At 33.9% G+C, this 14,109-nt stretch carries 12 protein-coding genes and 4 tRNA genes; 5 read left to right on the forward strand and 11 right to left on the reverse strand.

The features are described 5' to 3' along the window. Positions 1-144: 144 nt before the first annotated feature. Positions 145-801: a fructose-6-phosphate aldolase gene (fsa, locus tag BLT46_RS07180; RefSeq protein WP_090408407.1), complete on the reverse strand. Its 657-nt coding sequence runs from the start codon at positions 799-801 to the stop codon at positions 145-147. An 84-nt stretch (positions 802-885) separates the two neighbouring features. Continuing rightward, on the reverse strand, positions 886-1,695 hold the full coding sequence (locus BLT46_RS07185) for an SDR family oxidoreductase (RefSeq protein ID WP_090408409.1): 810 nt from the start codon (positions 1,693-1,695) through the stop codon (positions 886-888). A gap of 106 nt (positions 1,696-1,801) precedes the next feature. On the opposite strand from BLT46_RS07185, the gene BLT46_RS07190 reads away from it, so the two are divergent. Further along, positions 1,802-2,824 (forward strand): M28 family metallopeptidase, encoded by a 1,023-nt coding sequence (locus tag BLT46_RS07190; protein WP_090408412.1) that lies wholly within the window; start codon positions 1,802-1,804, stop codon positions 2,822-2,824. A gap of 1,195 nt (positions 2,825-4,019) precedes the next feature. Here the strand turns inward: BLT46_RS07190 and BLT46_RS07200 are convergent. The 7 genes from BLT46_RS07200 to BLT46_RS07230 all read right to left on the reverse strand — a co-directional run bounded on the left by BLT46_RS07200 (position 4,020) and on the right by BLT46_RS07230 (position 6,822). After that, positions 4,020-4,093: transfer RNA gene (locus BLT46_RS07200), tRNA-His, on the reverse strand. 29 nt (positions 4,094-4,122) lie between these two features. Beyond that, positions 4,123-4,196 (reverse strand) — tRNA-His (locus BLT46_RS07205). Positions 4,197-4,224: 28 nt separating this feature from the next. Then, positions 4,225-4,298: transfer RNA gene (locus BLT46_RS07210), tRNA-His, on the reverse strand. 29 nt (positions 4,299-4,327) lie between these two features. Further along, positions 4,328-4,401: transfer RNA gene (locus BLT46_RS07215), tRNA-His, on the reverse strand. A 68-nt stretch (positions 4,402-4,469) separates the two neighbouring features. Then, the gene (bshB1, locus tag BLT46_RS07220; protein WP_090408418.1) at positions 4,470-5,186 is read right to left on the reverse strand and encodes a bacillithiol biosynthesis deacetylase BshB1; all 717 of its coding nucleotides are present in this window, start codon (positions 5,184-5,186) and stop codon (positions 4,470-4,472) included. A 134-nt stretch (positions 5,187-5,320) separates the two neighbouring features. Beyond that, on the reverse strand, positions 5,321-6,379 hold the full coding sequence (locus tag BLT46_RS07225; RefSeq protein WP_090408421.1) for a chorismate-binding protein: 1,059 nt from the start codon (positions 6,377-6,379) through the stop codon (positions 5,321-5,323). Beyond that, positions 6,379-6,822, reverse strand: a complete 444-nt coding sequence (locus BLT46_RS07230; protein ID WP_090408424.1) for a PaaI family thioesterase — start codon at positions 6,820-6,822, stop codon at positions 6,379-6,381. The genes BLT46_RS07225 and BLT46_RS07230 overlap by 1 nt, the downstream gene beginning before the upstream one ends. Before the next feature lie 201 nt (positions 6,823-7,023). Here BLT46_RS07230 and BLT46_RS07235 point away from each other — a divergent pair, with 201 nt between their 5' ends. Genes BLT46_RS07235 through BLT46_RS07245 form a run of 3 tightly spaced genes read left to right on the forward strand, consistent with a single transcriptional unit; the run spans position 7,024 to position 10,097 of the window. Then, positions 7,024-7,596, forward strand: a complete 573-nt coding sequence (locus BLT46_RS07235; protein WP_090408427.1) for an L-threonylcarbamoyladenylate synthase — start codon at positions 7,024-7,026, stop codon at positions 7,594-7,596. A gap of 19 nt (positions 7,597-7,615) precedes the next feature. After that, positions 7,616-9,049 carry a CCA tRNA nucleotidyltransferase gene (locus BLT46_RS07240; protein ID WP_090408430.1) on the forward strand — a complete coding sequence of 478 codons (1,434 nt, stop codon included), beginning with the start codon at positions 7,616-7,618 and terminating at the stop codon, positions 9,047-9,049. Between the two features lie 13 nt (positions 9,050-9,062). Further along, entirely contained in the window at positions 9,063-10,097 is a 1,035-nt protein-coding gene (locus BLT46_RS07245; RefSeq protein WP_090408433.1) for a COX15/CtaA family protein, read from the forward strand. Between the two features lie 72 nt (positions 10,098-10,169). Here BLT46_RS07245 and BLT46_RS07250 read toward each other — a convergent pair whose 3' ends face one another. After that, complete coding sequence (locus BLT46_RS07250) at positions 10,170-11,018, reverse strand: alpha/beta hydrolase family protein (protein WP_090408436.1); 849 nt, start codon at positions 11,016-11,018, stop codon at positions 10,170-10,172. A 114-nt stretch (positions 11,019-11,132) separates the two neighbouring features. Between BLT46_RS07250 and BLT46_RS07255 the strand changes: the two genes are divergently transcribed. Continuing rightward, positions 11,133-11,780, forward strand: coding sequence for a hypothetical protein (locus BLT46_RS07255; protein WP_090408439.1), 648 nt, complete (start codon positions 11,133-11,135; stop codon positions 11,778-11,780). 174 nt (positions 11,781-11,954) lie between these two features. Here the strand turns inward: BLT46_RS07255 and BLT46_RS07260 are convergent, their stop codons facing one another. Continuing rightward, the gene (locus BLT46_RS07260; protein ID WP_090408442.1) at positions 11,955-13,997 is read right to left on the reverse strand and encodes a S8 family peptidase; all 2,043 of its coding nucleotides are present in this window, start codon (positions 13,995-13,997) and stop codon (positions 11,955-11,957) included. Positions 13,998-14,109: the final 112 nt, after the last annotated feature.

The raw sequence follows: 14,109 nt of genomic DNA on the forward strand, positions 1-14,109 counted from the left end.
AATTACTTTAGGTAGTTATCTGTATTCATTAATTTCTCTAAAATCATCTTGTAAAACAAAAAAGAAAATTAGTACAAAAAAAAGACAGCCCGAAAGCTGTCTTTTAATAGTTTGTAGTTTGTAATGTGTATAAGAATTTCCTTCTTATTTATTTCCTTTAGCGTAATCTGCTAAGAACTGAGCTAATCCATTGTCAGTTAAAGGATGTTTTAACAATCCTAAAATAGCGCTCAATGGTCCAGTCATAACATCAGCACCAATTTTAGCACAGTTTACAATGTGCATAGTGTGACGTACAGATGCTGCTAATATTTCAGTGTTAAATCCGTAGTTATCATAGATCTGGCGGATTTCTTGGATAAGAATTAATCCATCAGTAGAGATATCATCTAATCTACCGATAAATGGAGAAACGTAAGTAGCACCAGCTTTAGCAGCTAATAAAGCTTGCCCAGCAGAGAATACTAAAGTAACGTTTGTCTTAATTCCCTTAGAAGAAAAGTATTTACAAGCTTTAATTCCCTCTTTTGTCATTGGTAATTTAACAACAATTTGTGGATGTAAAGCAGCAAGCTGTTCTCCTTCTCTAATCATTCCTTCGTAATCTACAGAAATTACTTCTGCACTTACATCACCATCTACAATCTCACAGATTGATTTGTAATGATTTAAAATGTTTTCTGCCCCTGTGATACCTTCTTTAGCCATCAAAGAAGGGTTAGTTGTAACTCCATCTAACACTCCAAGTGCTTCAGCCTCTTTAATCTGATCTAAATTAGCCGTGTCAATAAAAAACTTCATAATGATATACTATTATATTATGTTATGTTGTATGTCAAAAGTACAATTAAAATATTGCTAATCCCCCATTTTAATTGACATTTTTTACCCTTTGATCTTATAATGCTTCATTAGCAATTTTTCATATGTTTTCCCTGGCAACACCTTTTTAAGGAATAAAGAGAACTTTTGCAATGGTTCCCCTACTTTATAACGCACATTAGGCTTAGGTGTATTTATCACTTTATAAATAGCTTGCGCCATTTCAATTGGATTATTTCCCGCATCTACGTGCTCATCCATCATATCAAGTGACATTTTGTAAATCTGCTTATAATCCGAGTTTTCTATTACTGGTGCGTGGTAGCGACCTGATGCTATATTGGTAGCAAAATCTCCTGGTGCCACATTAGTAACTTCAATATTGAATGGTTTTAACTCCATTCGCAATGATTCTGTTATGATTTCTAACGCACTTTTTGATGATGAATAAATTCCTCTAAAAGGCAATCCCATATAACCTGCAATAGACGTTACATTGATAATCAACCCTTGTTTTCTTTTACGCATTGATGGCAATACAGCTTTAATCACTTCAATCGGACCAAACACATTTGTCTGAAAGTTATTGAATATCTCTTCAGCCGGAATTTCTTCTATTGGTCCTGTTATCCCAACTCCAGCGTTATTGATTAAAACATCTATTTGTCCTTCTTTCGCCAATACTTCATTTATAGAAGAAACAATGCTTTCTGTATTGCGTACGTCTAATTTCACAAGAGGAAACTTACTTTCCACTACCCTTTCAGGGTTTCTACTGGTTCCATATACTTTATATCCTTTTAAAGTAAGGAACTCTCCTACACATTTTCCAATTCCAGACGAACCTCCGGTAATAAAAACAACTTTACTCATTGATTTTTCAGTTTGAACAAAGATAACACTAATGTAATAAATCAAAAATCTTACCCCTTATTTATCAATATGACTATCTTTACCAAAACAATTAGAGAATTACACTATGAGAAAAAGCACATTCTTATTCAGTATTTTAGGACTAACTCTTTCGTTTACAAGCTGTAAAACATCACAATCAATCGTTGAAATTTCTCAACCTAAAACCTCTTATTGGGAAATGGTCAATCAAGATACGCTGGCTAAACATTTAAAAGTAATCACTTCTGATGATTTTGAAGGGCGTCGTACAGGTGAAAAGGGACAAAAAAAAGCAACTGATTATATTGTTAACTACTATAAACAACGCCATATTTCCTTTCCTAATCAAGCGGATAGCTATACGCAAGTAGTTCCTGCTTCGTTTATGTCAAAGGCACAAATGAAGTTAAAGGATAGTGAGAATATTTGGGCTTTTATTGAAGGAAGTGAAAAGCCAGATGAAGTACTTGTAATTACAGCCCATTACGATCATTTGGGAATTTTAATGGGACAAATATATAACGGGGCTGATGATAATGGTTCGGGTACGGTTGCGGTAATGGAATTAGCGCGTGTATTCAAGTCTCTTGCTGAAAATGGGATTAAGCCTAAGCGATCTGTTTTATTTTTACACGTTACAGGTGAAGAATTTGGATTGTATGGTTCGCGTTATTACGTTGAAAACCCTATTATTCCTTTAAAAAACACAATTGCTAACATTAATATTGATATGATTGGTAGAAAAGGAAAAGAATACAAAGGAGATAGTGATTATGTGTATGTTGTAGGAGCTGATAAGTTGAGTTTAGACCTAAACGAAATGTCTGAACAGGCTAATAAAGAATCGGTTAATCTTGATTTAGATTATGCATACAATGCAGAAGATCATCCGGAGCAAATCTACTACCGTTCTGATCATTACAGCTTTGCTAAGCATAAAGTACCTGCTATGTTTTATTTTAACGGTACACACGAAGATTATCACCTTCCTGGAGATACCTTTGATAAAATTGATATGCATCTACTAACACAGCGAACCAAACTTGCTTTTGCGACAGCTTGGAAAATATTAAATGCCCCTGAGCGTCTAAAACTAATTGAACCATGAAATTAAAAATGAAATGGATTAAAACAATTGACATCAGTTTATTTATCCTTTGCTCTATTAATCTAATTTTATGGATCGTTAGAAGTTTGTATGTTATTGAAGCCTACACTTCTACCCCGTTTGAATGGATTTACAAAAACTTATTTATCCCTATGGTCATTGGTGTGTTTTTATTACCAACTCTAGTGATAGCAACTTTAATCAATAGAAAAGTAGAATTACAATCGTTTACGTTTCTCTCTTTAAAGTGCATCGCATTAACTGTTCTGTTAATTCTAATTTTAAAATAATAGTGAGGCATTGTTGTTTAGCAATGCCTTTTTTATTTCCCAAAAACAGCTTTGTTTTTTATAGTAAACTAAATTTTATAAAAATATACCCTGTTTACACCAAGAGCGACGTCATTTCTATTTATTTTTTTCAATCTTATACGCAGTATCTTATAGAGGTTTCTTTAAGAGCCTTCTATATAAATAATAAAGATGTTTATTTACATTTTTATAGAAAACTATCTCAATTCCTTATAAACACAGACTTTAGACTGTTTATATTAGTTTCTCAAAGGAGATTGAGTCGTAATTAGCTCGCAATTAAGTCGTAATTCGTTCGCAAAAAAGGCTTTTAGGTGAGGTAATTACGACTTATTTACGGTTTATTTACGACTTAATGTCATTGAAAACCCTTTCAATCCCTTTGCATATAAGGGGTTTCGGAGATTTGAGTACAAAAGTGGGACAGCGTTTATTGTGCAGATGATGTCATTTGATAGCAAATGATGTCAAAATAACCGCTTTGCCGATTTCTTTGTTTGGGCTATTCCTACTTTTGCATTAGAAACAACAGACATTTGTTATGCTTATCACCCCAATACAAGCTTGCTAAATTCTTTGTTATCCTTGTAAAACAGTAACATTCGTTTATTATTACGCAACTTTTGTTTTAATCATAGTCGTACCATGTTCGAGACTGACACCACACAAGTTCGAGAGATGTTCGGAAAACACCCCTTGTTTCCGAGTAAATGTGGGCGTTGTGTGGTACTAATGTGGTACAAGGTATAATTAAAACCACTGAGAAACTTATGTTTAACGAGATGTTAAAGAAAGAAATTATTAGATTTTAGAATACAAAAAATAAAAAATAATAGAAAAAGGCACAAAAAAAAGGATACCTTTTACAAGATATCCTTTGGTTGGGTGACTAATGGGTCTCGAACCCACGGCCTTCGGAACCACAATCCGACGCTCTAACCAACTGAGCTATAGTCACCGTGTATATTATTTACTTTAAGAAGTTTGGGTGACTAATGGGTCTCGAACCCACGACCTTCGGAACCACAATCCGACGCTCTAACCAACTGAGCTATAGTCACCGTGTAAATTTTTCTTCTTAAAAAGTAGGGTGATTAATGGGTTTCGAACCCACGACCTTCGGAACCACAATCCGACGCTCTAACCAGCTGAGCTATAACCACCGTGTTAAACGCTTACTTAATGTAAGTTGGGTGACTAATGGGTCTCGAACCCACGGCCTTCGGAACCACAATCCGACGCTCTAACCAACTGAGCTATAGTCACCGTGTATCTGTTTAACGGTTGCAAATTTAGCGATTTTTCTATACTTGTCAAGCTTTTTCGTAAAAAAATTACACTAAATCTGCTAACGTATTGACTGCTAAATATCTTTCAACTGTAAATCCTTCTGCAAAATCTTTATTTATTAGCCTTCCCAGGTCCTGCGCACGATAAGTAATGCTATCTAAGAAGTTTTGTGAAGTGATTGGCGTGGTCGGTTCTTTCGAATTTTTATCAAAAAACTGTGTCCCATATGCCAATACAGACTCTACTTTTTTGTCCATATATCCTGTTACGTCAACAACAAAGTCTGGCTCTATGTTTTTCCACTGAATATAGTGGTAAACAACTTTAGGTCTCCAAGCTTCTTGTGCTACTCCATCTACTGTTGTCTCAATCTTGCGCAATCCTGATAAGAAACAAGCATCAGAAACAAGTTTACTACCTTTTCCGTGGTCTATATGGCGATCGTCAATAGCGTTACACAAAACAATCTCGGGACGGTATTTACGGATCATTTTAATCACCTCTAATTGATGTTGTTCATCGTTCACAAAAAAACCATCTCTAAACGCAAGATTTTCTCTGTAATGCACCCCTAAGATTGCTGCCGCTGCGGTAGCTTCTTGGTGGCGAATTTCTGCTGAACCTCTTGTTCCAAGTTCTCCTCTTGTCAAATCGACAATAGCTACTTTTTTTCCTAAGTCTATTTCTTTTGCAATTGTTGCCCCTGCTCCCAATTCTACATCGTCTGGATGAGCACCAAAGGCTAATATATCTACTTTCATTCTTTGTTGTTTATTGTTATATTATATGGGTCAAGCAAAAACTGATCGTATGCTAACTTCTGATTGACCATTCGTGCAATAAAGTACTACTACTCTATTGGCTTATACCTTCATTAACCTAAGAGTAAGATAGATTAATGAAGTATTTTCTTCATTGTTGAAGATTTATTCACCGTTTCTATAAACTCACTTTGAGGATTGCTATCTTTAGTTACCCCACATCCAATATACAAATTAGCAAATCCTTGCTCAATCTCCATACAACGCAGGTTTACATATAAATCTGTTCCTTCTATTTCTTGAGCAGCTACGTCACAATTTAATTCCCCTAAATACCCAGCGTAGTATTTTCTATTGTATCCCTCTTCTTTAAGCAAGTAATCTCTTGCTTCCGTCTTTGGCATACCACATACTGCTGGTGTAGGGTGTAATGCGTTCACAATAGGCTCTAAATTGGTTTGCTTTAAGCTTGCTTCTACAGTTGTGCAAATATGCATCACTTTAGCAGCGCGCTTTGTAAACGGTTCTGATGTAACCACGCTTGTAGCAAATGGCTTTAGTGTTTCCACAATAAAATCAGTTACATATTGCTGCTCTTCTTGCTCTTTTAAGCCCCAAGCTACTTCTTCTTGCCCGTGGTTTACTTGTGTACCAGCTAAGGCCATTGTGTGCAACTTATCTCCCTTTAGCGACAATAAACTTTCAGGTGTTGCTCCTACCCATAAACCAACTTGAGGGTGGTAAACCATTGAGCAAAATGCTGTTGGATAAGTAGAAGCTATCTTTTGAAATAAAGCACAAACATCGACAAGATCAAACGGAACTGCCTCTTTACGAGAAGGAACTACCTTTGCAAATTGTCCTTCTTCAATAGCTGCAATACATCTCGTTACTAAGCTCTCAAAAGCTTCCCCAGCTTCTCTATCTTGATAGTTTAATGTTATTTCCGGTAAATCAATTAATTGGTTTTCAAGTTGCTCTGTCAAAATTGCTGATTCTGCCAAAGGAATAAGCAACTTAACTCCCTCGTAAAAAGGAGCTAATACAAAACCATTTTCCTCAAAAGTTTCAACTTGGTGTAAAGTGTACGTTTTCTGAAATAACCCAATCCCAACAGAAGAATTAGGTTTGCGATAAACAGCAAAAGGTTTTTTGTCAGCAAACTGTTTCGCTAAACATTTGAATAAATACATTATTTCGTTTTATCTATAACTATATTAGTGATTTTACAAATAGAAACTAAGACGTCATTTTCGTCTGTAATACGGATTTCCCACAAGTGTACCGTTCTACCTCTGTGTAGAAGTCTGGCTGTACCAATAACGTGTCCTGCACGCTTGCTTTTCACGTGATTAGCAGAGATTTCTATTCCTCTAATTTCTTGTGTTTTAGGATCGATTAACATCAATGACGCCCCACTTCCTAAGCTTTCTGCTAAGGCAACAGAAGCACCACCGTGTAATAATCCCATAGGTTGATGTACGCGAGGATTTACGGGCATTTTAGCCACTAAGAAATCGGGCCCTGCATCTATATATTCTATTTCTAATGTCTCCATTAAAGTGTTTTTCGACACTTCGGCATACATTTTTAATATTTCTTCTTTATTGAATTCTTTCTTTATCTTGTTGCTCATATCCTTACAAAATTAATTCTTGCTTAATAACTCGGTCTTAAATTTAAAGTAAAATTAATCACGAATTCTTAAATATAACATAATTCTTAGCTTTTTCCTTTGTTTATCGACTTTAATATAGATTATGGTCTTATAGTATTTTATATTTTTTGTACTTTTAGCCTCGCATTTACGAATGCCTTTTTAACAATACAAAACACAATGGAAGATATCCAACAAGAAGTACATAAAGCTTACGAAGTAATTAAAAACGGCGGTATAATTCTTTACCCTACAGATACTGTTTGGGGAATTGGATGTGATGCCAGTAACCCTGAGGCTGTTAAAAAAATATATGCACTTAAGAAGCGTGCAGAATCAAAAAGTATGATTGTATTAGTAAACGGAGACCGTTTATTTCACAACATATTTCACAATGTTCCTGAGGTAGCTTGGGAAATTCTTGATTGTAGTGAAAAACCAACAACATTGATTCTTGACAATCCTAAGAATGTAGCGAAAGAAGTTGTTTCAAGCGATAATTCATTGGGAATTCGCATTGTAAACGAACCTTTCTGTTTTAGATTAATCGAACGTATGAAACGTCCTTTAGTTTCTACTTCTGCTAATATAAGTGGAGAGCCATCACCAAGTAATTTCAAGGAAATTTCAAAAGAGATAATTGACGGAGTTGATTATGTCGTAAATTTGCGCCGCGACGAAATGAAGTATGTAAAGCCTTCAACAATTATTAAACTAAAAGAAAACAACCAAGTTACTATTATTAGAAAATAATAATAGTTTTCATTTTACCATGAACGAGACCCCTATATATAAAGAAGCCTTAACACATTCGATATTTGATTATGTTTCAACAGCAGCCCAAGAATTAAATGTCGATTGCTACGTTATTGGTGGCTTTGTAAGAGACTTTTTATTAAAACGTGATTCTAAAAAAGATATTGACATTGTTGCTGTTGGCAGTGGAATTGAATTAGCGCTGAAAGTTTCACAGCTTTTACCAAACAAACCAAAAGTTCAAGTATTTAAAAATTACGGTACTGCAATGCTTCGCTATGAAGATATTGACGTAGAATTTGTAGGTGCGCGAAAAGAGTCATATCACTTTGATAGCCGTAAACCGGTTGTGGAAGATGGTACTTTAGAAGACGACCAAAATAGACGTGATTTTACGATTAACGCCTTGGCTCTTTCTTTAAATAAAGACAACTTTGGTGCGCTTGTAGATCCTTTTAATGGGGTTGAAGATTTAGCGAATAAAATTATACGTACTCCTCTTGATCCAGATATTACTTATTCTGATGATCCTTTGAGAATGATGCGTGCTATTCGCTTTGCTACACAGTTAGACTTTATCATTGAAGAGAAATCATTTGAATCGATTACAGCAAATCACAAGCGCTTAGAAATTATTTCTGGTGAACGTATTGTAGATGAGTTGAATAAAATATTAATGGCGGATAAACCTTCTAAAGGATTTTTATTGCTTTATAAAACAGGACTTTTAGATTTAATCTTACCTGAATTAACAGCGTTAAATCAAGTAGAAGAAATTGAAGGTCATACACATAAAAACAACTTCTACCACTCTCTTGAGGTAGTTGATAATATCTGTCCTAATACAGACGATTTGTGGTTGAGATGGTCTGCTCTTTTACACGATATTGGAAAAGCACCTACAAAACGCTTTTCTAAAAAGAATGGATGGACTTTCCACGGACACGAATTTTTAGGGGGTAAAATGGTCAAAACGATATTTACACGTTTACATATGCCATTAAACCAAAAGATGAAGTTTGTACAGAAAATGGTGGCTATGAGTTCAAGACCGATTGTCTTAGCTCAAAAAGAAGTAACGGATTCTGCTGTACGTCGTTTAGTTTTTGACGCTGGAGAAAATGTGGAAGACTTAATGACATTGTGTGAAGCAGATATTACGACTAAAAACCCTAACAAGTTCAAAAAATACCACAATAACTTCAAAATTGTAAGAGATAAGATTGTAGAGGTTGAAGAGCGCGACCACGTGCGTAACTTCCAACCACCTATTACAGGAGAAGAGATTATGGAGATCTTTGGTTTAAAACCGTGTAGAGAGATTGGTTCTTTGAAAGAGTCTATTAAGGAAGCTATTTTAGAAGGTGTTATACCGAATGAGTACGATGCTGCTTATGATTATATGCTAAAGAAAGCTACTAAAATGGGATTAAACGTTGTCAATAAATAATTTACAAAATAATATGAAAAGCTATTTTTTACCCTTAGCTAAGACTTCCCTAATATTAGTTTACTTGGTAATTTTTGCAGGAGCTGCTGTAAGGATGACTGGTTCTGGTATGGGATGTCCAGATTGGCCAAAGTGTTTTGGTTACTACATTCCACCAACGGATATTGAAGTAATTCAATGGCACCCTAACCACGATTTTGAAAAAGGGCAAATGATTATTCACGAGAGCAGTTTGTGGAAAGCGAAAGAAACGTTTACAACAACAGATAGCTACGATGAAAGTCATTGGGAGAAATATACACGCCACGATTATGCCGAATTTAATGCTAAGCACACGTGGACAGAATATGTTAATAGATTATGTGGTGCTTTAGCAGGTTTAGCTTGTTTAGTTATGGCTATCGCTTCTTTCTCTTTTTGGAAAACACGCAAAGGCATTACTTTAGCTTCTTGGTTAGTGGTGTTCTTAATGGGATTCCAAGCTTGGTTAGGTGCAACGGTTGTTTATTCAGTGCTTAATCCATTCAAGATTACAACGCATATGGTGATGGCTTTAGTAATTGTAGCTTTAATTATTGCTATTATTAGAGCAGCCAAAGACCAAACAGTAATTAAACAATACGATGGTAAGTTTAGAGTACTATTAGTTATCTCGTTAATTATGACTTTAGGACAGGTAATTCTTGGAACACAAGTAAGAGAATTTATTGATGAGCAAGTGAAAGCTGGAATTGGAAATGAATACTTATGGTTAAACAATCCAACGATTGAGTTCTACATTCACAGAAGTTTCTCTTTCATCGTTCTATTCTTAAATATGTATCTATTCTATATCAATAGAAAATTAGGATTAGGATTTGAGAAAATGAAATGGGTAATGATTTTATTAATCTTAGAAGTGTTTACAGGAGTTCTAATGTACTACGTACACTTCCCATTTGGATCACAAGCAGCACACTTAGTAATAGCATCTGTTTTGTTTGGGGTACAATTCCAATTACTTTTAGAAGCGAGAAAATGTTACTACTGTGGTAAAAGCGAAAACTAAAAATAGTAATACCTATAGAAAAAGGGGTTATTTTACACTGTAAAATAACCCCTTTTTGTTTTATATACCAGATTAATTGTTCTTCGTTTCTTGAATAAACTTAGCTGTATCCTCTGCTACTTGTTGTAAGTGCTTTGGCAATTTCTTTTCTGTATAAGGGTGTTTAGCACCAAATACGTGATCTGCACCGTCAATTACATCTAAGAGTGAACTCGAAATCCATTGATGCAACAATTGTGCTTCTTTCAAATTTACAGCCGGATCATCTGTTCCTTGTACAATTAGCGTAGGCTTCTTTAAGTGCTGTGCTGCTGTTTGTACGTTTAAGACCTTTTCATTTTCCTCATAATCCTCCCAAAAGGTAAAATAATGAGGCATTTGCTGTTTAGTACGCCCATTTTCGCTGTAAAAAACACCTTGTTCTTTCCATTCTTCAAAACGAGCACCGCGTGGAAAGCGTTTTCTAAAGTCAGATACACCTGCCCAAGTAATTACCCCTTTGACGTCTGCATTATGATAGCCTTGTAAAACAACAGCACCTCCACCTCTACTGTGTCCTATTAAATAGACATTTGAAGCATCTACTTGAGGTAAGTTCTTATAGTGATTTATAACCTCTGTAAGATCGTTTTGTTCTTGTGTATAGGTATTGCGTCCAAAGGCCTCTAAATCGTCAAATTCAGTAGGGTTATCGATTGTTGTGCCGTTTAATGTAAAGTTGAACTTCACTACAAAACAACCAGAATTAGCAATATAATCCATAGCAATATGCCAAGCTCCCCAATCTTTAAACCCTTTGTAACCGTGACAAAATATTACTAAAGGCAACTTATCTTCACTTGCTGGATAGGTATAATCAGACAATATCTTAGTAGATTCTGTTTGTATTATTACACTATCTTTTATCAAATTTTCTTTCATACTCAATATTTATTTTAACACTCAATAGCCAGCTTTTATAATTATTTTAAAACTATAATAATTAAATTAGCTGATAAACTTATAAATTATAATCACTAATAAAAACAAGGTATTATGGAAAAATGGTTTAACACTTACCACAATTTAAGTAAATACTTAAAACTTTCATTTTTATTTGCTTTTACTCTCTTAGGTCTTACTGTAGTGAACGCCCAAGAGCAAAAGGATTTTAAAGTTAAGAATACTACTATCGAGTATCAGATTAATAAGAATACTAAAGATAGTGAATTAGAGCAAATAAAAAAAGAAGTTAATGATGAAAAGATAGCAAACCTCGTTTTCTCAGGCATAAAGCGAAATAATAAAGGGGAAATGATTGCTATTAAAACTCAATTCAAAGACGAAAGAGGTTCTTCTCAATCTAAATCAGAATACAATTCAATGGGAATTAATCCATTTTCAGTTATTATTCACCACAAAGATAATGGAGAAAAGTTTTTAGAAATAGGAGGAATCAATCCAACAAGTTCGTTTGGCTCACAAGCTGCTTTTATGCAAAACCCGTTTGGAAGTATGCTACAGGAACAAGAAAGCGAGAGTTTCTTTGCAAATGATATGATGGAGCTAATGAAGTCAATGCAAGAAGATATGCGCAACCAACAAGAGTCGTTTATGAAGCTAATGGAAGGATTTCACAAAGAAAATGATACTACAGCTGATAAGACAAATGAAGCTGTAAAAACAAAAGAGAAAAAGAAGTAATCAACTTTTAAAAAAGCGAAAGTAGATTTGTCCCAAAAAGTTAGACACTTTTTGAGGCAAATCTAAAATGATTAATTTTAGGGCTTTAAAATATTATTTATGTTCTGACAAACCTGTGGATGTATTGTTTAAAAACTTGTTAATCTATTTTAGGACTAGTCATGCAGTACTATTTTATTTCTTAATCAGTTTAAACTCACTGGTTCCTTCACTTGTAGTAACTTTTATAATATACAACCCTGTATCTAATTCGCTGACATCAAGCGTTATTTCAGAAAAATCTCTAAAAGACTTTATTTGTTGTCCAGAATAATTAAAAATCTTAATATCATAAATCAGTAACATTGGATCGTATAAAATGTTTACATTATTAGTTGCTGGATTAGGCCAGAACTTAATAATTTCATCTTTACTTGACATTAATAATTTATCCAATGGTTTTTTAAAAACATCCTCTTTACCATTATCTATATATTTTAACACTAAACTCTTCTGTGTTGAAAGTAGCAAAGTAAACTCTTGATTATTATTTAGTAAATTTCCCTTATGACTTATCATTACTTCAACATCTCCTTTAGGTAAATCTTCAATTATAATACGTTCCATATTGTCGACATCATTATCATTTATAATTGCAATAGGATTATTCATATCTTTATTTATAGCGAATGGTAAATACACATTACCCCCTACTTTAATTCTAACATCAAGATCATTTACGAGAGCTTTACTAACAATACCTTCATAAATTTTATTATAATCATATTCTCCTGGTGGATCTGTCCAAGCTAAAGTAATTGCTAAACTATTTTCATTATGTCCATTATAGAATATATATTTTTTAGCTTGTCTATTTTCAATTAAACCTTCAATCAAATAAGTTCTTCCATCTAAAGTTTGCTCTAGTAGCTTCACTCCTTTTTTAGCATCTACTAATCCCCAACCATAAAAAACGTTAGGTCCATACAAATGATTCTTATTCGTTTTAAAATTATAAGATTTCATCTCTTCGTTAGCCAGTGCTGATTGAACTAAAAGAGCTCTTAATGAAGAAGACCACAAGGCACCACCAAAATTAACTTTAGCCCATTGTTGCCACATTGTAAGTACACTTGTTACTACAGGAGAAGCCATAGAAGTACCTGATTTGACAGAGTATAAATCTGTTTTTAACTCATAATCTTCATTTCTCAAGAAGTCATTGATAGAAGAATAAACGTTTCCCTTCGCTACTACATCAGGTTTTAAACGAAAATCACTAGTTGGCCCAGCACTACTAAAATTAGCTATCTTTAGACTTTCAATATTATTAGCCGAACTATTATCCATTATAGCTCCAACAGCTACAGCATTTTTTGAGTTAGCTAAACCAACTATATTACTAAACCCTTTACCGTTTGGATGAAACAATTTTGCATATTCTTGGTAATTACCGACAGAAACTACTGGTTGAAAAACATTTATTGAATTAGTAACATAATCAAAATCAGCAGATTTACCTTCATAAGCTCCTACTAAATTCGGATTAATCGCTAAACTTCCATCTATATTTATTACACTTATTCCATATGAATGATTTGAAACTAACATATCAGAAATAGCGGCATAATACATATCCCTTACATCTCGCTTCCAATCAAAAGATAATAAAGTAGCTAAAGGAATTAATCCTTGTGCTTTCTTATCAATACCTTTTGCAATTAATGTTCCTCCAACATGTGTTGTATGTTGCTGAGCAATTTGACTTTTTCTCTTTTCTGAAAAAGAAGCGTCCTTACTATAAGACTCAGACATAATTTTTAATTTAGTATTACCCAGAAACTCTTGATGGTAATTGTTAACTACAGTTGCATCAAAAACACCTACTACCATTCCTTGACCTCTCAAATCTAAGCCACTTGCATTATTCTGAAGAGGTAAAATATTAGCTACAAAAGCAGCACTTTGATTAAAAGTAGTATAATAAATAGGATCTCTTTTTCCATTAATACCTACAATTTCAACAAAATCACCTTTATTAGTTATATAGTTCCTTGGTAAATTCCTTTCTATAATAATCTCTTCTATCAATCGTTTTTGTAACTCAGCATTGTGATCAAGCATATCCAATATACTAGTAGACTTTATTGAATTATTAAGAGGTGACACATTACCTTGTGCAAAAAGCATTACGCTTTGCAGTAAAAAACAGATAAAAACCAGTACTTTCTCCTTCATCACACCATGTTTTAAAATTTAAAAAATAACATAATTTTATTAACAAAGATACATGTATTAACTTAATTTATATTCCAAAACATAAAAAATAAATGACAATTATATGTAATTA

It is taken from the genome of Myroides phaeus (assembly GCF_900099675.1).
GTDB classification, from domain to species: Bacteria; Bacteroidota; Bacteroidia; order Flavobacteriales; family Flavobacteriaceae; genus Flavobacterium; species Flavobacterium phaeum.